A 20,895-nucleotide genomic window follows, 5' to 3' on the forward strand; every position below is an offset into this window, starting at 1 on the left:
CATCAAGTTAATGACAATAGTTAATGTTTATCTTTTTTTCTTTGTTCTAACTTTCTCAACATAACTATCACTAACATGGCCAATCCAATAAATACGGCTGAATTCGATAATGCTTCTCCCGCCTTTGGAAAATCTCGTTTTATCGGAACTTCCTTTTCAGGCACTACAGGAACTTCGGGTTTATCTGGCGGAACGATGTGGTCATCAACGATCGCTATATTCTTGATTTGTTGGCCTGTAACGGCTTCTTTATTGATTTTAGCTTTAAAAATGATTGTACGAATTTTCGTGTCACTGATTGTTGAGTATTCAGCGATCACTTTTCCATTTTTTACGGTCAAACTTGTTGGTTTGGGATCATCACCTTCATTTTTTAGACTATTTTCTACATAAGTCAATTCTTTTGGTAGATCATCGGTGACTGTTACTTGATTCAACAGGCTATTTTCTATTGTATTGCGGAAACTGATACGGTATTCAACTTCTTCACCGATTTTAACTGTCTTTTTATTGACTGTTTTCTCGCTTTCTAGTTTTCCTACAGGTTGTTTTGGTGTGACCGGGACTTCTGGTTCGTCTGGCGGATTTGTATGATCATCGATTTTCGCTTTATTGATGATTGCTTGTCCAGAGACGGCTTCTTTGTTGATTTTAACTTTGAATATGATCGAACGGATTTTGGTGTCGCTGATTTTGGGATATTCTGCGATTAGTTTGCCATTTTCCATCGTTAAATTTGTTGGTTTCGGATCGTCCCCTTCGCTAGTTAAACTATCATCCACATAGGTTACCTCTTTTGGTAAAACATCGGTTACGGTAACTTGGTTTAAAGTCCCTTTCGAAATTTTGTTACGGAACGTGATACGGTATTCGATCTCTTCATCAATTTTTGGTGCTTGGTTATTGACTGTTTTCGTACTTTCCAGCTCTCCCAGTGTTTCTACTGGTATCGCTGGGACTTCTGGTTCATCGGGCGGATTTGTATGATCATCGATTTTGGCTTTATTGATGATTGGCTGTCCGATAACAGCTTCTTCGTTGACGATCACTTTGAATACGATCGAACGAATTTTAGTGTCGATGATTTTCGGGTATTCTGCGACCAACTGACCATTTTCCATGGTTAAGCTTGTTGGTTTGGGATCATCGCCTTCACTGGTTAAGCTGCCTTCTACGTACATTATCCCTTTTGGTAGAGTATCTGTGACTGTGACTTGGTTTAAGACACCATTTGGAATTTTATTGTTGAAATTGATTCGATATTCGATTTCATCCCCGATTTTTGGTGCTTGATTGTTCACCGTTTTTGTACTTTCTAGTTCGCCTGGTGTTTCGACTGGTCTTACAGGTACTTCTGGTTCATTTGGTGGATTCGTATGATCGTCGATCTTGGCTTTGTTTACGATTAGTTCGCCGACTTTTGCCTCTTCGTTTACTTTGACTTTAAAGACAATCGAACGGATTTTGTTGTCACTGATTTTGGGATATTCAGCGACTAGTTTGCAATTTTCCATCGTTAAACTTGTTGGTTTTGGCTCATCACCTTCGCTTGTCATACTGCCTTCTACGTACGTTACCCCTTTTGGTAGGGTATCTGTGACTGTGACTTGATTTAAGACACCATTTGTAACGTTGTTGCGGAAAGTAATGCGGTATTCAATTTCATCCCCGATTTTTGGTGCTTGATCGTTTACTGATTTTGTCACGTCCAATTGTCCAGGTGTTTCAACTGGGACCACTGGGATTTCAGGCTCATCTGGCGGATTGACATGATCATCCACGGTGATTTTATTCACGATTTTTTGCCTGACGATGGCTTCTTCGTTGACTTTGACTTTAAAGACAATCGTTCGTACTGTTGTGTCTTGGATTTTCGGGTATTCCGCAATGACTTTGCCATTCGTCATTGTTAAACTCGTTGGCTGCGGATCAGCACCTTCGCTAGTTAAGCTGCCTTCTACATAGGTCATGCCTTTTGGTAAATTATCGGTCACTGTGACTTGATTTAAGACACCATTCGGAATTTTATTACGGAAAGACAAACGATATTCGACTTCGTCCCCGATTTTTGGTGATTGGTTATTAACCGATTTAGTGCTTTCTAATTCACCGGGCGTTTCGACTGGTGTGACGGGCACTTCTGGTTCATCTGGTGGATTGGTGTGATCATCGATGATCGCTTTATTGACGATTGGTTGTCCGACTACCGCTTCATCGTTCACACGGACTTTAAACATAACAGAGCGGACGGTATTGTCGTCGATTTTTGGGTATTCAGCGGTCATTTTGCCGTTTTCCATGATCAAGCTCGTTGGCTTCGGATCAGCGCCTTCACTTGTTAGACTGCCTTCTACATAGGTCAACCCTTTTGGTAAGGTGTCGGTCACAGTGACTTGATTGATCACACCATTTGTGACTTTATTACGGAAACTAATACGGTATTCGATTTCATCCCCGATTTTTGGTGCTTGATGATTGACCGATTTCGTTACGTCTAATTGTCCCGGTGTTACAACGGGTGTGACTGGCACTTCTGGTTCGTCGGGCGGATTGGTATGATCATCGATTTTCGCTTTATTGACGATCGGTTGTCCGACTACCGCTTCCGCATTTACGGTGACTTTGAAAATGATCGTTCGTATGGTTGTATCCTTGATTTCAGGATATTCAGCGACAAGTTGGCCATTTTCCATGGTTAAGTTTGTAGGTTGTGGATCAGCACCTTCACTGGTCAAACTTCCGTCTACATAGGTTAAGCCTTTTGGTAAGGTGTCGGTCACGGTGACTTGGTTTAGGACACCGTTTGTGATTTTATTACGGAACGTGATGCGATACTCGATTTCGTCACCGATTTTCGGTGCTTGATTATTCACTGATTTGCTACTTTCCAATTCGCCTGGTGTGATGACTGGCACGATCGGCACTTCTGGTTCATCTGGCGGATTGGTGTGATCATCGATTTTGGCTTTATTGACGATTGCTTCGCCAATTTTTGCTTCATCGTTGACCTTAACTTTGAAAATGATCGAACGGACTTTAGTGTCATTGATCATACCGTATTCAGCAGTCAATTGGCCGTTTTCCATGGTTAAGCTTGTTGGCTTTGGATCGTCTCCTTCACTGGTTAAGCTACCTTCTACGTAGGTTACGTCTTTGGGCAAAGTATCCGTTACGGTAATTTGGTTTAAAACACCGTTCGTGATTTTATTTCTGAAGGTAATCCGGTATTCAACCTCATCACCAATTTTTGGTGATTGATCATTGACTGATTTTGTGACGTCTAAGCGACCAGGTGTTTCAACAGGTGTTACTGGAATTTCTGGTTCATCGGGCGGGTTGACATGATCATCCACAGTTATCTTGTTTACAATTTTTTGCCCAACAATAGCTTCTTCATTGACTTTGACTTTAAAGACAATGGTTCGTACTGTTGTATCTTGAATTTTTGGGTATTCTGCAACGACTTTACCGTCCGTCATAGTTAAGCTTGTTGGTTGAGGGTCAGCCCCTTCGCTGGTTAGGCTACCTTCTACATAGGTCATTCCTTTTGGTAAATTATCTGTCACGGTGACTTGGTTTAAGACACCATTCGGAATTTTATTACGGAAAGACAAACGATATTCCACTTCGTCGCCAATTTTTGGTGATTGGTTGTTGACGGATTTGGTACTTTCTAATTCTCCCGGTGTTTCTATTGGTGTCACTGGGACTTCTGGTTCATCGGGCGGATTCGTGTGATCATCGATCGTTGCTTTATTGATGATCGGTTGTCCGACTACTGCTTCTTCATTGACACGAACTTTAAAAGAAATGGTGCGCGTTTCTGTATCGGCGATTTTCGGGTATTCAGCGGTTACTTGACCATTTACAACCGTTAATGTGGTTGGTTTAGGATCTGGCCCTGTGCTTGTGACACTGTTTTCGATATAGGTTAGCCCTTTTGGTAAAGTATCGGTCACGGTCACTTGATTTAAAATACCCTTTGGTACGGTGTTTTTAAATTGAATCGTGTATTCTATTTCGTCGCCGATTTTTGGCGATTGAGTGTTGACTGTTTTCGAGCTTTCTAGTTTGCCGACCAGTTCTTCTGGGGCGATTTTTACCTCTACGATATTGGATGTGTTCTCGATCATCGTATTTGTGGCAGAATCTACGCCTTGGAATGTGGCACTATTTGGAATCAGTTCTTCTGCTTTGGCTGTATCGTTGATTTTTGCTTGAAATTCGTAGACTGTTTCCGCGGTCGTTCCTTTGTAGCTACCGCCTTGTGTGCCGTTGGCGCCCTCTCCTACACGAAACGTGATCGCACGATCGACTGCTGTGTATTCCCCTTGGTCATCGCCTGTGGCATCTGTTTTATTGCCAGCATTTGGACCACTTACGATGGATAAGCTGCCGGGTACATAATCTAGACGGCTATCTAATTTATCTTTTGAAAGACTATTGACCGCTTCTGTGTTTTCTTTGGTATTTTTGAGATGGACACGATAGGTTACGGTATCCCCGATTTTATACGTTTCTTTTGGATTTATAATTTCTTTGGTAACTTCAAGTTCGGGTGTTTCCGCATTGATTGAAAAACCGATCGCGTTGGTTGAGTAATCATCTCCGCTACTGGTTGTTTTAAAGTTGATTTGCTTCTGACTGTTTGTGATGATCCCTTCTGGTAAGGATAAACGATCGACATCGATATCTAAAAAGTTGGGAAAGCCCGGATTAAATTGACCCGGATATTTATCCACCATGTGTTGATCGTTGTCTGAAACGGTTCCGTTCATAACGTTATTGAATGGATTGATCGTATTGGTGATATTGACCCAAGTTCCTGCACTATTTTGGATTTGGGCATTGTCACCTGTGAAAAATTTGTCTCCTTGAACGGTAAACCACGTCACGATTGGGTTTAATTTTCCTTGTTTAGAGGTTAAAAAGTCTTTCATGACAAATTCATTGTTGGTTCCCGCTTTATTTCCTCTAGCACCATAATAGACATTGAAGGCACGGGATTGTTTGGCTTGGTCTTTGGTCACAACAAATAGACTCCAACCACTAAAGTTGAAACTTTGAAATTTGCCTTGCAGAAAATCGGTCATTGGAATATCTGCTAATGTGTATGCGCCAGTCGCACTTTTATCGCCTTGAAGAATCGATGTCACATCTGCAAAGTTAGAAAAGCCAGTATTATTAAAGCCAAATCCTTGCCCAGGATTGGTACTGTCTTGGTCGATTCGAGTATATTTTTGCGGTGCAACGCGAGTCACAGTTCCATTTGGCGTGGTTAATTGAACGGGTGCGCTGATTTCATCATCAGTCATATTTGTAGCAGTTGCTGGACCTTTAAAACGGGAAGCACTCCAAAATAAGCCTGCCCATGCAATTTCTTTGGCACCATCTAAATCGATGTAGGCTTTACTTGAGTTATAGGTCGTTGGGTCGCCATCAACATCCGCAAATTTTAATTGGAAATTATTGACTGCTTGACCGCTACTTGGCGTTCTGGTATTCAAAAAAGCGCTCGCTGTCGCTTCGTTTACAGGGGTTAAGTTGGTATTTCCTGTAGAAAATAATTCTCCTTTGTGGATGCTTTTATAAATTGGCTTATCAAAGCCACGGCCTGGTGTTGGCGCAATTCTTGGTCCGATTGCTTGGGCTCTCGGCGCGGCTTGATTGTTTTCTTCTGAAGTCGTTGCTGCTGATTCTTCTGGTGCAGCAGCAGTTGTTGACTCTTCTGATTGAGATTCTGCTACTTCTGTGTCAGCTTCTTTTTCTTGTAATGATGTACTGCTCGTTTCTTGTTCGTTCTTTGGCAGTGTTAGGGTGATAGCTCCCACTTTTTCATCTGCCTGATTTATTTCAACAGCAAACTGATGGATTGATTCATCTGTTTGCTCGGCACTTATTGTCAGATGTTTAGTGGTATGAGGTTGGATCGTGGCGATGGTTAGTTCTGTCCCCTCATCTTGATTTTCTTTTTGGTCAAACTGGATCGTTTGATCGTCGGGCGCCACCAATTGGTCGTCGCTTTTTAGGGTTGTTGCGTCGAATTTTACTGGTGAGTCATTTTGGTTCTTTTGTTTCAGGACTACGTGATCGATTGGTTGATCGCTTTTGTTGGTTACTTCGTAGTTTACGTCGATTAATTTGTTGTTCGTTTCATTTTTCTTGGTGTCTGCTTTGATGTATAAGGATTCTGAGTCGAATGTATTTTCATCTGGTTTGGTCAATCCTTCGGCAAACACACTGACGGCGGGTAACAAGTTGGCAATCACCAACATTAAAACGGCTAAATAATTCAGGGAAATTCTGTGCACTTTATTCATTTATATCTTACCTCCTATACTTTTACTATAGTATGGCTAAATAAATAATTCAAAAATATCGGGCTGAACTATTAGTTTTTTCTCATAGCTAGAATTCGGACTTTTTTGGGTGAATATTGGTTGAAGAGGAAAAAGTTTTTTTGTTATTTTATCTTATATATAAGGGCGCTGTTTTTGGTGTTATTTAATGAGTGGAAATGCCGAATTTCGTTGCGGTAGGTGGTGTCTTTCGGTATAATAAATTGTGTAGGATAGAAATAAGGATCGTTGATCGTTTGAGGTCAATGGATTTAAAAAGATAAATAAAAATTGGCACTTCAATCGTTCGGCGGCAACCTTACGATCGAAGCCTTGTAAAGACTTTAAGAGCAAGTCCAAACAAGTTGCCAATAGTGCTAGCAACATGTACTAGCTTCTTTATTGTACCTAAAATAGGTTGGGATTTCTAGGGAATCTTTGCTTTTTCTGGGTCTGATTGGTTGTTGTGTATATGGGATTAGACTATTGTCGACGGTATTGGGCATCTGCTCAATGCCGTTTTTTTCTGTTCTACGAGTACGTTTGAAGGGAGGGACGTTTTAAGAATCGATGAAAAACTGGATAAAACAAAAAGGCACTTCACCGTTTGGCGGCAACCGAACGATGAAGCCTTGCATAGAAAGTTAAGAGCCAATCTATACAAGTTGCCAATTTGCTAGCACCGAAGCACTAGCTTCTTTATTGTACCTAATTTTCTTTTGAAATTCTAGTTGGTTTTGTTAATTTCTTGGGAATAAGGGTGGTTTAGGAGTGAATTGTGGGGTTGGTTTGGCTGATTGATGACGATATTGACAGGTTCGGTATCGTTTTTTGTTTTACTCTGGAGGAAGGCGTTATGAATACTGCAAGGCTTGAAACGTCTTTTGTAGCGCTGGTTATAGGTTTGCCTCGTCAATGTGCATATGGAAGAGTCGCTGAAGCCAGAAATTCAGTGAAAAAATTGGTGGGAGAAGTTGGATTTGGGCTTGGGTTTCGTTTGGCGCTTATCGGCTTTTCTCCGCCTTATTTGAAGGAGATCAGGAGAATGGATAAACAAGGACAGAATTTAAAGGCGGTTACGTATCAGGATATTATTGAGTTACGGGATTTTATGGAAAAGATGGCTTCTTGGCAGGAGCCTTTGGCGATTTTGGATCATTTTTTTCAGTTTCGGTCTGGGCCGATTAATAAGAAACGGATTGTGAAGGAGTATTATGCTCGGGCGCAGATGTTTCATGCTTTTTATGAGGATTATAATCGGTTGATTGAGTTGGGGGATGAATTGGTGATGGAGATGGTTAGGGCTGAGAAGGTTGCGACTGGATTTGAGGGGAAGAAAATGGATTTGGAGTAGATTGCGTATGTTATAAAAGAGGATGGAGATGATCCATCCTCTGAATGTTGCTTTACTCTCTATTTAAAATAGTTGCTACTTCACTGTCGCTATATTCTTTTTTATCATTTTTTATTATTTCTCGGTTATCCATTCCTTTAGGAACAAATCTGAATACGGTAAATATTGCTTCGGTATTTTGAAGATTTAGGATTCTGTGTAGACTGTTATTCATGCGAATTACATCACCTTTTTGACAATCTTTATGGGATTTTTTACCGTCGACTATTGTTTCAACTCTGATTTGTCCAGCGGTTATTACTAGTATTTCTTCAATGCTCTGGTGGGTATGCCATCCTTGGGTGGTATTTCCTGGGACTGAGTTTAGATGGATTTCGAATTCTGGAAAGATGTAGTAATTTACGTTTGTTCCGTCTTCTTTTTTGGCGAAAATGGAGTCGTTTGTTGTCATTATTTCTATGAGGTTTTTTAGCATTATGATTCAGTCCTTTCAGTGGGAATAATTTAAATATGTTGTTATTATCTAGTTAAATTGCGTATATTATTAAGAGGATGAGAACATGTCACACCCTCTAAGATTTATTTTTGTTTGATAAAATCATAAGTTTCTAATGGAACAGCTTTTTCTAACGCCATTTCCATACTTACGATATTTGTGTCTTTTCCATTCTTATCTTGTTTGACTAATTCTTTTGCTGTTTCTAGTTTTGGAAAAGCTCTTCCTAGATAAATAAACTCAGGATCTCCACCAGATTCTTTTTGGACGAAAACATGAATAGCTAAATTTGTTTCGCTGTAGTTCATGATTTCTACAACTTCTTTACTAGAAAAGTTTAATTTAGGGCGTGTATACCATAATAATGTATGTTGATCGATTAATTCGTCTTCATATTTTACATCGTTTGAGATTGTATCATCCTTATGGTAATTTACGAAAATTGGACAAGTATTGTATTTGATTCGATAACCATACATCGTGCCCGTTTCGTTATTTTCCCAATTCAGCAAACGACAAACATCTTTACGTCCGTAAACCTCATTGTATGTTAATGGTTCACTTAATACATAACGTTTACTACGTTCAAAAGATGTCTTAATAATATCTTCTACACATTCAGCAAACCATTGATTTTGCTGAAGACTCTTTTGAAATGATTTTTCTAGAGAAAATGTATCATTAGAACAAATTACAATTGCAGTATTACCATATTTTTCTCGTTCGTTTTGAGTAAAGAAGTCTAACGATAAAATACGTTCTACAGATTTTATTGTTTGTTCATCATAAACATAACCTTGCTCTTTTAAATACGATTGATAATTTTCAGTTGATACTTTTTCCTTATCGATTAACATTAATAAAAGTAGTAACTCATGATTCCTTTCACCATTCAAAAGTTCATTGGATAAAAAAGTTAAAATTTTTATTTCCTGACTGTTTAATGCCGGAGTTTCTTCATTTACCCAATTTAAAAACGCAGGATAATTTCCCTTATATTTCGTAATAATCACTGGATCAACTGATTGTTGTTTAATAAAATCAATTAATTTTGGTATACGACCTAATCGATTTTTCAAATTTTGATAGGCTTCTCGATAATTTTTTGCATTGTTCAATTTAGTTGATTCAATTGATTGGAAAATTCTATTTTTAGTAATTTCGTCAAACATAATTGTCGACATTCCTTGAAGATACTTTGTTGCCATCGTTTTTTTGCGTAGATTATTCTTGTTCAAGGAATTGTCTTCTGTTAAAGCGATTGGAATCAAATAGTTATTGTCATAGTTACCAATAAAATCGATGATTGTCACAAAGTCCTTATTCTTGGCTTTTCTTAATCCACGACCTAATTGTTGTGTGAAAATTATACTAGATTCTGTTTTTCGTAACATTACAACTTGATTGACGCTTGGAATATCAATTCCTTCATTGAAAATATCAACTGTGATAATGTAATCAAGTTTTCCAGCTTCTAATTGAGCAATTACTCGATCACGTTCGTCAATCTTGTGATCACCAGTTAACGCTTTAGTATGGAATCCACGATTATTAAATAGTTTTTCTAGTTCATGCGCTTCTTTTTTCGTTCCGCAAAAGATAAGTCCACGAACTTTATCACCGCAATGACCGTAATAATCGATTTTTTCTATTATATAATTGATTCGCTTGTCACTAACTAGTTGATTAAAAGAGGATTTATCATCAATTGTTTTTCCATCAACTTGTATATCCGTAATACCAAAATAGTGAAACGGGCACAGCATATTTTCTTTTAATGCCTCTTGTAACCTAATTTCATAGGCTACATTGTAATCGAACATTTCGTAGATATTATATCCGTCTGTTCTTTCTGGTGTCGCTGTCATTCCTAGAAGAAAATCGGGTTCAAAATAGTCGATTACTTTTTGATAGGTTTTCGCTCCTGCATGATGAACTTCATCGATTAGAATGTAATCGAATGTATCTTTGGCAAATTCTTTTAAAGTTTCATCTTTTGATAATGTTTGGATTGTCGCGAATATATATTTTTCATTGGTGATTTTACTGTTACCAGATAAGATACCAAATTTCTCTTCATCTTCTCCTAGTATTTTGATGAACTGATCTTTCGCTTTTTTTAAGATTTGTTCTTGATGAACGATAAAAAGAAATTTCTCTGGTTGATATGCCTTAACATCGAACGCTGATAGATACGTTTTCCCTGTTCCTGTTGCAGAAACTACCATTGCTTTTGGTTTTTCTAAGTCACGCATTTTTTGAATTTCTATTAGGGCTTTCTTTTGCATCTCGTTTGGCGTAATCTGTTTCGTTGCGTACTCAACTTCATCTACTATGAACTTAGGATCTATTTGCGTTGATGGGTCTTCCATTGTATCAACTTTTTGCACGTTTAAAATTGGTTTGTAGCCCATTTGATATTTTGTAATCCAAGAATTAGATAAGGACTTTGAAGCTTCCCACATATACTCAAAATTCTGTTTCATTGCTTGAATTAGGTCACCATTTGAAAATGAATTTAGCTTTAAGTTCCATTCACAATTTACTTTTAATGCTTTGATGGTTAGATTGGAACTCCCTATAATCATGGTTTCATAGTCATCATGTTTAAATGAATAACCTTTTGCATGAAAACCATCCATTTCTGTAATTCGGACATCTACGTTTTTTAGCTTTAAAAGTTCTTTGAACATTTTTGGCGAATTAAAATAGAGATAATTTGAGGTAATGATTCTTCCACGAATATTTTTTTTAGCTAAATCAGAAAGCACTGTTTTAATTGCTAACAAGCCACTTTCAGTGATAAACGCTACTGCAAAGAAAAATTCTGTACATGTTGCTAGTTCGTCTACTAAATCATTTAGAACCATTCTGCCCATTTCGTCAGGATTTACAAGTAGCTTTGCTTTGTAAAGTTCGTTTGACTCTTTTGATTGATCAATAAAGCTATGTTCAAGTGCTGATTGAAAATTCTCTAGAAGAGGATTCATGTTTATGCTCCTTTTACTAAGGCATCAATTGTTGGGATGTCAGCTGGTGCCCACTCTAAAGTGCTTAATTCGGAAATTGGTAACCATTTGATACTTTCGTGTTCTGTTAGTTTTGGTTCGCCCTCTATTAATTCACAGAAGAATGTTGTTAATTCGACTATGCCAAAATCGTATTCATAACTTGCTGTGATGATTTTATTTTTGATTGAAACCTCGCATAGAAGTTCTTCTTTGATTTCACGTTCCAACGCTTGTTGAGGAGTTTCATTTTGTTCGATTTTTCCTCCTGGGAATTCCCATAAACCTGCTAAGGATTTATCTTGACCTCTTTGGGCGCAGAGGATTTTTCCATTTTTTTCTATTACGGCTCCGACTACTTTAATTTGTTTTTTCACATTATCTATCCTTACATAAATTAGTTTGTGGTAACATTATACCTGATTCTTTATTAAAGATAAATTTATACTGAATTAATGAATGTTACTATTTTGACTAAGTAAAATATTCGTTAAAAATACACGCAATTCTTTTTCTTCTTCACTTCCGTTTGTTGAAAATCTTTTTATATCTATACCTAATTTCTTTAAGATCGAATCTTTACTTTCATCTTTTTCTTTTTGTTTGGGCATACAATGATACTTGTGACCATCAACTTCAACTGCAGATATAGGCTCATTACCTGATTTATAGTAAAAAACAAAATCTAATCGAGCACCATTCTTTACATACTTCTGCTCTTCTATCGACAACACAGAAAAGTCTCTAGTTAATTTACGAATTTCATATTCAGGTTTACACACAAAGTCACTAAAAGCTTCATCTTGCAGTATCGTATCAATTAAATCCATCATTAAATTTTCAGACGCATATTTTGAATGTTTTTTTCTAAAAGTTAATTCCTTTTTTCTAAGTTCTTCTTTAAAATCACTTGTCAGTAAATCAAATATTGAACGGACTGAACTTTTACTATTTAAACTATAATCTCCATGGTATTCAATATACCTAATTAAGCTAGCAATTGTTCCATTTTTCTTTTTAAATTCTTTAACAGAACTATTTAAGACGAATAATTTCTCAGCTCTAGACACAGCAACATTAACCAATGAATCCAATTCTACAAATTCATAATGTTTCTTACTCCCTTTATTATCAAGAACTGTGGAGAAAAAAATGCCTTCACACTCTCTACCTTGAAACTTATGCACTGTGTCAGCTTCTATATCTTGTTGTCTTATTTTTATTGTGTGAATGGCTTTATCTGCTTGACGCCTAAAAGGAGTAGCATACCCCAATGTTTTTAACTCTGTAAGTTCTGGGACAAGATTTCTGATTTCATCTGATAAAGCTGAATCGATCTCCCTTTGATTAAAAACTTTTTTATCAAAGTCAAATTTCATATGATTTCCATCTGACGTTTCTACTAAAACAAGTGGCTTTTTGACTACTGTATCATCTGTCATAATAACCAATTCATCATCATAAAATTGTTTATTACAAAAATTTATAATCATTGGGTGGCATCGGTAATGTTCTTTTAATAAAGTAGTAGGCAATTTTTGACCATATACTAATTCGAGAGATGAGAGTATATTCTGTTTAAAGTAATCATATTCTGGTTCTACAACAATTTGCTCATTCATTTCTTCCTCTGAAAAAGTAATGTTCTTTAATTGTTTTTGATCTCCAACAACTATTATATTTTTTGCTACGCTAAATGGATAAATACTTGGAATTATACTTCCCATTGAAGCTTCATCAATTATCACATAATCAAAATAAAATCCCTCAGCTATACAGTCATTAATTGCATCACAGGTACTCAGAGTAACAGGATATTCATTGGAGAAACTCACATATTTAGTTTTAAAGTCATTTAAATTATATTTTTGTTTTACTATTGCCGAGTATTTTTCTGATAATTTCGCTTTAAAAAGTAATTCTGATTTTCTTTGAACTTCTTCTAACATTTTTTTATAACTATTCTTACTCAAAAATAGCTCTAATTGTGTGATTTCATATTGAATATTCGTAATTTTATTTGTATAGTAATCTTTTTCTAAGTTTGAAAGTAACTCTTTTAACTTTTCGTTATTTGTAAAAGAATCAAATTTGTAAATTCCATATTTAAAAAAGTATTTCAACTTTTTAAAAAACCTTATCTGTTTTGCATCTAAAAAAGTCATTTCTGTAAGTAACTCTAATTGCTTACTTTCCGAAAATGAGTTTATCGAAAGTCTTTTTAAGCTAGTGTTAATTTCAAAATATTGAAGCTCACTGCTAGAAAAATAACTATCAAAATACTTTTTCTCTTGCTTCCATTCTCTTAATTGTTGCTCTAATTGAGCTATTTTATTTTTAGTTTCCAGCAATTTTTCTAAATTTTCAGTATCTTGTTTTAATAATTGCTTAGTCTCTTCATACTGAGACAGTTCGATTTTCCATTCTTTACATACTAAAGGTACCTCAATTTCTTTATTAAAAAAATTTTCTCTATTTTTTTTATTACCTAATTCTGCAACACAAAATTCATATCCATTCTTGTTTAGCTTATCGTATACGTTTTTTGTCGCTGCATTATTTGGTGAAACTACAGCTACAGTCTCTTCGTTCATAATGGCATTTGCTACAATATTTAGAATTGTTTGAGTTTTTCCTGTACCTGGAGGGCCTTGGATTACACTAATCTGATTTGAAAAACTCATGTTAATTGCTGAAAGTTGACTTTCGTTTAATCCAAACGGATAGATTTTTACTTGTTCATTTACCCTTTCTTCATTTTTCCCATTAAGATATGAGTAAAGTGCACTTTCTGTATTGTTAAAATCAATTCCTCTTGTTTTATTAGCATAAAAATTATTTGGATCATACTTTACCTTATCCTCTTCATCTTTTGCTTTATAAGAAGATATCTTGAAAAAATATTCTTTTAAATCCTTCATTGCATTTGTGTAAACTATTCTTTTTTTATACTCTTCTTTTTCTATCTTAAACACTCCTAATTTTCTTTATATGTAAATTTAAAAAAACCTTTATAACCAGTATATTATTTATTTCGTAAAAGTCACGAATTATTTCACTTTTCTAAGATATAACAATTTTTACTTACTACTAACAACAAAGATAATATTTTTAATTGTTCAATTAAAACTTTAATATCAATCCTTTAACTAGTAATTTATATATTAAAATAGACTATCTAGAAAAACTTTTCTAAATAGTCTATCCAAAGATACTACTAATTTTTTTACTTGTGCTCACTGTTTAGTACTCAGCCATTGATCAATAATTTTATACAGGATTTACAATGAAAGTCATTTGATAATAGAATTATTATGATGCACAAGGATATATTACTTTATACTTTATTATCTAATACTTCATTTTTCTCAATACATCTATAAGCCGTTATCCTCTTAACTGGTGAAACAACACCTATAAAAAAATGAACAGTGTAGTGAAAAAAATTGAAGCAAGAAGCAACAATAGCGAATATTCCTTAAAATAAATTGGAAGCAACGAGAGTACTACCATAACAAAAAGAAAAATAATCAGTAGAAAATTCTTCCTCATTTGTTTTCTTCCTTTAACAAGAAACGCTTTTAGTTCATCTTCGCTAATGTTAGTTAAATAATTCAGCTTATTTTTATCACTATTAGCAATCTTATTTATTAACAAATTAAAGAAAGTACCACCAAAACCACCAATAAATAAAATTAGTGCCATTAAAGCAAAAGGACTTAAAGAAGACTTAAAAAGTACATGTCCAAATACATAGTAAATAGTCACTCCTAAAAATCCTAAAAATATAGTCGATTTATAAGAAGTCGTCTCAATTTCAACTACTACTAATTTTTTTGTTACTGTATCCAAAAATAGACTCTTTTCTCCTGCTTTACCATTATATACAGCAACATATCGTTTCCACATTTTAGCTTCTCACCCCTTATCTCGAAAATATTCTCTAAATGCGACAAATATGTCTATCAATGACTATTCAACGATTATCTCTTTTAATATATTTTGTATTCCCTGTATTTATTGATAGATGATTATTCAATAGAAATAATAAAAACAACATCATAAAACATAAAGAAATAATCCAATAGCCTTTGGGGTTTGATTATTTTTTGCCATTCCTGAAGAGCTACTTCTTATCTTACGAAATTTTAATCAGCTTCAGAAATACGAAGATAGGCTAAATGCAAAACAATCAAACTCCTTGTTAAATTCTATTTAATCCCCCTATCTAAGAATGCACTCATTATGCAGAAAAAGCGCTGTTTTGTCAGCGTTTATCCAAATGGTCTATTTGTTTCCTAAGCGTCTACTTCTGAGAACTGTTATCGTACAAAAAAAATTAAGTAGTACTGTCAATCACTCTATAAGTATTAAGTTAGTAAATTATAGTATTTTCTCTAAAAGGTAATATTTTTGTGATTACTTACATCCTTTTTTTTCACAAGTAACAGATTGTGTTGTTGTTACCCAATCTTGTGGGTTGTCATCTATCCGAGCACCACATGCTGTATGATTTCCGTTTCTAGTATGGATCTTTCCTTTTTCTGATTTCTTAGTATCGTTTCCAATATATTTCACATTTGCCATAATCGTTCCTCCAACAAAATTTGTATTTTTACTAACCATTTGCCTTAAAGAGTATATTGACAATACTACCTAATTTTTTTTATAATAATCATTTAAATTTATTGTTGACACAATAAACTATTATGCCAAGTACCAGTAACCCAAACGATTCCATCAGCTGCGCATTGCTATTGCCTGCAACAGTCGTTTGGGTATCTTTTGTGATCGTTGTCCCTTGATTTAGGAAGCTCACGGATGATGCTATAGAAGTAGCGACAGCTTGTGCTACTGCGGCATTACTGTTTATATCCTTTGGCATCCTTTTTCCTCCTATGATTAAAAAGTAAACGTCTGACTACTTAGTTTTTATAATAGTATATATACTTAATTGTAATTCGTAAACAACTCAATATAAATATATAATTCTCAAATGTTTTGTTTGCTTACTTAAAAGGAAATTATAAAATACATCGATCAATCTAGTACAAGTTACATTTTTAGTTTTAAATCGTATATAAAAAATAAGTAATCTTGAAATTTTATTTTTCAAACTTCCTATTTTGACGATTGCTTCTTATTTTTTTTGTTCATTAATCAACCCCAACACATCTCTAAAATTCCTTAGATATTCATTTTTTTAAGGTATTCTAGTCTCTCTGTTGGGAAGTTTTTTTTTCTATATTTTCATCCAAAGATTTATTGAGTATTTTTTTTATTATCCAGAGTTACCTTTCTGTTATCAACATACCTAACATATTTCCTAATTATAAACAGTTTAACCTATTTAGTTATTGTCCATTATCAATTTAGCTAAACCTACATTAAATAAAAATGAAAAAACAGTAAGAAAAACATTTGAAAATAAAACAACCTTATGGTATTATTTTTATAACAAAAAGAAAGGAAATGATATTATGGAAAGTAAAAAGTTGGTTTGTTTATTTTCTACGTTGGTTATGGTTAGCACCCCTTTAATGATTGGTGGTTCGTCTGTTTATGCGTCCCAGATTCAAGAAGAAAAACCTACTAGTGAAGTGAATGAAATTGTGCTTGAAAAGTTAAATGATAGCGAATTCATTACAGAAGCATTGGCCTATGCAGATAGTATCGGAATCAAAAAAGTTAATGACACAATCTATGTTAATGATAATCAAATGGCTAATTTTTTAGAGTATCTTGGATATGATTTAAGTCCATATAAAATTGACAATCCCATATTACGAGCAAATGGTGTTACAAAGATTGTTACGAAAAAAGGGGCTGGATCATGGGATGTTTATCTTAGCGGTACTTTTTTAAGAGGATATTACGGAGGTGCAACTATTTTAGGCGGGGCACTAACCGTAGCAATTGGCATACTTTCAGGAGGATTATTACTTGCTGTATCTGCAAGTATAGCAACAGGTATTGCAAATCATATTAAAGGTGAAATCAAGCATGGAGTTATTGTGAGAGTTAGAAATTGGCGTATTTCTTCCATTTCAAATCAATAAAAATAATGGATGGGTGCTATAGCACCCATCCATTCAATATTTCTACGATGGCTATGATTATTAAAACAAATTTATAATACTTTAGTAACTCACTACTATTTTTTTGAGGAAAAAATCTATCTAAAAAAAGTGATAGAAGGGCTATTACAAGTACAATCGTTGACATAATAATCTTCCTCTCTGCGAGATAATTATTCTATAAATATATACTAACAAAAAGATATAAATATGTACATATCTTTTACAAACTTTACTTAAATTTTACTCTATACATTCTTCATTGCTATCCTTTATAAACGAAGAGTCAACAACCATAAAGTTATTGACCCTTATTTCTTCTAATCTCCTAGTCTTTTATACGAAAACGACTACCATAGGGAAACAGATAACTTCTATTCATAAATATAAAAATAAGTACACTTAAAATAAAAACTACAATGAAATCAAACAGATAAACAATCGTTATATAGATTATCCCTACTGCAATCATAACTATCAAAATCAATCGAATCATACTATGCTTCTTGTAATATGTAGAAATACTCTCTTTCTCAATCTCAATTGTTACATTGTAACCTACTCCAAATAATACTTTTCTAAGTTTATGCTTATTGTAGAACATAGTGATTGATCTAAAAATAAGTAAACATGCAAATGTTATCAGTAAATAGATTGCACGTTTATCTAGTTCAAAAGTAACATCAAGCTCTTGAAAAAAAATAGTCGATAGCTTGTAAACTGGTCTTCCAATCAACATCGATAGAACAACACTAGCCATAATACCCTATTCTTTTTGAGCATTGGATACCAGTTTATTCAATATTCCTTTATCTATCTCAACTGTTCTAAAAAGATAAAACGATTCATCTTTTTAAAAATGATCCATTGTTTGTTTTTGTTGCTCAAACACTTCTGTCACTTTTTTACCGAATTGTCCTTTTACCGACTCTTGAAACGTGCTTCCTGTCGTCCCTATCATCGCAGCTGCCTCTTTTAGTTCGGTTTCTCCTTTTGTTTTTATTGATTCTTTATCTTTGTTTTTTTGTTCATTCGTACTTTTTCCAAGCCCTTTTATTGCGAGTCGTTGACTCTCTTTTCGGAACGCTTTTTCTCGTTCTTTTCGTTCTTTTTCATCTTTTACCAACAACTTTTTCCTCCTATTATGTTAATTCTTGACGTTTCTTTCGATAAAATTGTTCGACTTCTTCTAGTTGCAGCATAAGCGCTTTGCGCTCCTGTCCTAATTCTTCTAAATAACGGTCTTCATTTCGCTGTAATTCTCGTTGAGTTTCCATTATCGACTCCATAGAAGTGCTTCTTTTCCCTATTATCTGACGTACTTGAACAAAGATTTCTTGGGTGTAATCCTGTCCTTTTCGCATATATCGTTTCACTGTATCTTCTTGTTCTTCTAATTCTGCCCTATTTCTTTGATAATCTCTTAATAATTCTTCTTCTGCTTTCATTTTTTTCTCCTATTATTTACGACACAAGTCCTTTTAATTGTTTTGCTAATTCTTGGTCTCGTTGTACTAATTCGGTAATCTTACCTCTTATTTCTTTTGCTAATTGATTGAATTTTCCATCCATTTTTTTGGCTTTATTTATCTTTTCTTTATACTCATTCACGGGTTCTATCACAATACTTTGTTCTGTACAACCACTTTCTGCTAGGGCAGATTTGATTTCTCCTTCAGATAAATCAGTCCCAATCGATCGAGCATCTGTTAATGTTTCTGTCCATAATTTTTCTGCGTTTTGTATGCCTTTTTGATACACCATCACAACTGATAACATCGCGGTTTTAAATTCTGAGGAAGCATGACTCACAACCGCTAAGGCTTGACTATCATCTAAATAAATTTGTTCACCAGACGACAGCCCCCCACCACTTGCCGTGAATTTCTTCTTTAATTGTTCTAAGTTCTTCACTTGCTCACGCATAATCAACATATTATATGCATGTTTGGCTTGTTGAAATTGTACTAACGATTCCTTCGTTAGTTGTAAATTTCCATTTTTAAACTGATACCCACCCCACATATGTTGGTCAATCATTCCTTTTTTCTTTGAATCAATAAAAATAAGCATTCCTACATGTGACAATTTAATGTTCCAATCTGTATGTCTATAGCCAATAGGCACAATATCTTTTTCATCTATGAAATTAAAGATACGATCTTTTAACTGAGCTACTCGTTTTCGTTGCTTTTCTGTCATCATACAATACGCATTCGGCCCTTGATAAAGAAATGCACCATTCACTCGATTTAACTTATCTTTTGAATCCAATGCTCCTAAAGCATATTGGGCATTTGAAGAAGCTTGAGAATGACCATATACATCAAAGCGAGCATTGGAATATTTGTCCATCGCATTATTTAGCGTTTTAGCAGAAGATTTCATTTGTTTGGTCGGATCGAATATAGTATTAGGATTCTTGTAACTTTTCTCAATATTATTTAAGATTTGCTTGTTGTTGTCCCAACAATCCCGCTTCACTTCTCCAGCTTGACTGCCTATTTGCTCTGGACTTGTAGAGCCTTGATACAGCACCGTTACGTTATTCACTTCAGACGGTTTTTGTACTTTCGGATCTCCGTCAGTGATGATAAAAGCTTGTTCTCCTGTTTTTTTATCATTCACTACTTTTGATACGTAGCCTATTGTTTTTTTACTGTCCCCTTTTCCAATAGTAACAGTATCTCCAACTTCATATTGGTCATACTCTTGTTTAGCGAGTTCAACATTTTCTTTATCTGTTTTCACCATCGACCTTAATCTCCTTGTCTAATAATTCTCTTAAATCTTCAGATACTCCACCACCACTTTCTTCTAATTCGTTATTAGAATTCTTTGACAAAGTAACACGTACATAGAGCTTTTCATTTTTATTGATAATAAGTTTATTCATAATACCACCCATCGGATTATGTTCAATGCTATTATAATCCACTTCGTAAGATTGAATGATTCCATCTGTTGTTAATGCTTTCGAATCTAAATTTTTTAACCCTTCTTCAAAAACTTTTTTTGCCTGACCACTATTCACCACATTGACCATTTCATCTTTAAATCGTTTGTTATCCATATACACTTTTCCTCCTATTACAATAACAATCAATAAACATATTCCTAAAATAGAATAAAACGTCCTTATTTTGATTTTTTTTACCTCAGAGAGTGCTCGTTCCTTCTCTTTTTTATCATTTTTCATCTAAAACACCTCAAAATCATTTTTCATAAGTAAACTATAACATACTTGTCATTTGTTTGGTCGGATCGAATATAGTATTCGGTTTTTTTATAACTTTTCTCGACATTATTTAAGATTTGTTTGTTGTCCCACCAATCACGCTTCACTTCTCCAGCTTGACTGCCTATTTTCTCTGGGCTTGTAGAACCTTGATACAGCACCGTTACGTTATTCACTTCAGACGGTTTTTGTACTTTGGGATCGTCATCTGTGATAATATAGGCTTGTTCTCCAGTTTTTTTATTATTTACTACTTTTGATACATAGCCTATTGATGTTTTTCCATCATTGATAGTTACTTTCGTATTAATTTTTAAATCTTTATATTCTCTTTCTGCAATTTCTACTCTTTGTTCATCTGTAAAATTAGGCATATTTATTCCT

The 20,895-nt window shown here is 34.6% G+C and carries 15 protein-coding genes; 2 read left to right on the forward strand and 13 right to left on the reverse strand.

Features of this window, described 5'->3' with window-relative positions:
• Positions 1-20: 20 nt before the first annotated feature.
• Positions 21-6,320 (reverse strand): isopeptide-forming domain-containing fimbrial protein, encoded by a 6,300-nt coding sequence (locus IGI43_RS05215; protein WP_438756765.1) that lies wholly within the window; start codon positions 6,318-6,320, stop codon positions 21-23.
• A gap of 796 nt (positions 6,321-7,116) precedes the next feature.
• On the opposite strand from IGI43_RS05215, the gene IGI43_RS05220 reads away from it, so the two are divergent.
• Positions 7,117-7,692, forward strand: a complete 576-nt coding sequence (locus IGI43_RS05220) for a hypothetical protein (RefSeq protein ID WP_438756766.1) — start codon at positions 7,117-7,119, stop codon at positions 7,690-7,692.
• Positions 7,693-7,744: 52 nt separating this feature from the next.
• On the opposite strand, the gene IGI43_RS05225 is transcribed toward IGI43_RS05220, so the two are convergent.
• The 7 genes from IGI43_RS05225 to IGI43_RS05255 form a co-directional block, all read right to left on the reverse strand.
• The gene (locus IGI43_RS05225; RefSeq protein ID WP_438756767.1) at positions 7,745-8,167 is read right to left on the reverse strand and encodes a cupin domain-containing protein; all 423 of its coding nucleotides are present in this window, start codon (positions 8,165-8,167) and stop codon (positions 7,745-7,747) included.
• Between the two features lie 104 nt (positions 8,168-8,271).
• On the reverse strand, positions 8,272-11,178 hold the full coding sequence (locus IGI43_RS05230) for a DEAD/DEAH box helicase (RefSeq protein WP_438756768.1): 2,907 nt from the start codon (positions 11,176-11,178) through the stop codon (positions 8,272-8,274).
• A gap of 2 nt (positions 11,179-11,180) precedes the next feature.
• Positions 11,181-11,573 carry a (deoxy)nucleoside triphosphate pyrophosphohydrolase gene (locus IGI43_RS05235; protein ID WP_438756769.1) on the reverse strand — a complete coding sequence of 131 codons (393 nt, stop codon included), beginning with the start codon at positions 11,571-11,573 and terminating at the stop codon, positions 11,181-11,183.
• A 75-nt stretch (positions 11,574-11,648) separates the two neighbouring features.
• On the reverse strand, positions 11,649-14,171 hold the full coding sequence (locus IGI43_RS05240; RefSeq protein ID WP_438756770.1) for an AAA domain-containing protein: 2,523 nt from the start codon (positions 14,169-14,171) through the stop codon (positions 11,649-11,651).
• A 439-nt stretch (positions 14,172-14,610) separates the two neighbouring features.
• On the reverse strand, positions 14,611-15,105 hold the full coding sequence (locus IGI43_RS05245) for a hypothetical protein (RefSeq protein WP_438756771.1): 495 nt from the start codon (positions 15,103-15,105) through the stop codon (positions 14,611-14,613).
• Positions 15,106-15,615: 510 nt separating this feature from the next.
• Positions 15,616-15,783 carry a hypothetical protein gene (locus IGI43_RS05250; RefSeq protein WP_167331071.1) on the reverse strand — a complete coding sequence of 56 codons (168 nt, stop codon included), beginning with the start codon at positions 15,781-15,783 and terminating at the stop codon, positions 15,616-15,618.
• Between the two features lie 88 nt (positions 15,784-15,871).
• Positions 15,872-16,081, reverse strand: a complete 210-nt coding sequence (locus IGI43_RS05255) for a TIGR04197 family type VII secretion effector (RefSeq protein WP_111247331.1) — start codon at positions 16,079-16,081, stop codon at positions 15,872-15,874.
• Positions 16,082-16,676: 595 nt separating this feature from the next.
• On the opposite strand from IGI43_RS05255, the gene IGI43_RS05260 reads away from it, so the two are divergent.
• A complete protein-coding gene (locus tag IGI43_RS05260; protein ID WP_438756772.1) occupies positions 16,677-17,255 on the forward strand; it encodes a hypothetical protein in 579 nt (192 codons plus the stop codon).
• Positions 17,256-18,126: 871 nt separating this feature from the next.
• Here the strand turns inward: IGI43_RS05260 and IGI43_RS05265 are convergent.
• From IGI43_RS05265 to IGI43_RS05285, 5 genes are read right to left on the reverse strand one after another with little or no spacing between them, the layout of a single operon-like run.
• On the reverse strand, positions 18,127-18,402 hold the full coding sequence (locus tag IGI43_RS05265; protein WP_438756773.1) for a hypothetical protein: 276 nt from the start codon (positions 18,400-18,402) through the stop codon (positions 18,127-18,129).
• A gap of 13 nt (positions 18,403-18,415) precedes the next feature.
• Positions 18,416-18,721, reverse strand: coding sequence for a hypothetical protein (locus IGI43_RS05270; protein ID WP_438756774.1), 306 nt, complete (start codon positions 18,719-18,721; stop codon positions 18,416-18,418).
• A 16-nt stretch (positions 18,722-18,737) separates the two neighbouring features.
• Positions 18,738-20,027, reverse strand: coding sequence for a hypothetical protein (locus IGI43_RS05275; protein ID WP_438756775.1), 1,290 nt, complete (start codon positions 20,025-20,027; stop codon positions 18,738-18,740).
• Complete coding sequence (locus IGI43_RS05280) at positions 20,011-20,472, reverse strand: DUF1310 family protein (protein WP_438756776.1); 462 nt, start codon at positions 20,470-20,472, stop codon at positions 20,011-20,013. The genes IGI43_RS05275 and IGI43_RS05280 overlap by 17 nt, the downstream gene beginning before the upstream one ends.
• Before the next feature lie 23 nt (positions 20,473-20,495).
• Positions 20,496-20,885, reverse strand: coding sequence for a hypothetical protein (locus IGI43_RS05285; protein WP_438756777.1), 390 nt, complete (start codon positions 20,883-20,885; stop codon positions 20,496-20,498).
• Positions 20,886-20,895 lie beyond the last annotated feature (10 nt).

Source organism: Enterococcus sp. AZ126 (assembly GCF_051714545.1).
In the GTDB taxonomy this organism is placed as follows: domain Bacteria; phylum Bacillota; class Bacilli; order Lactobacillales; family Enterococcaceae; genus Enterococcus_L.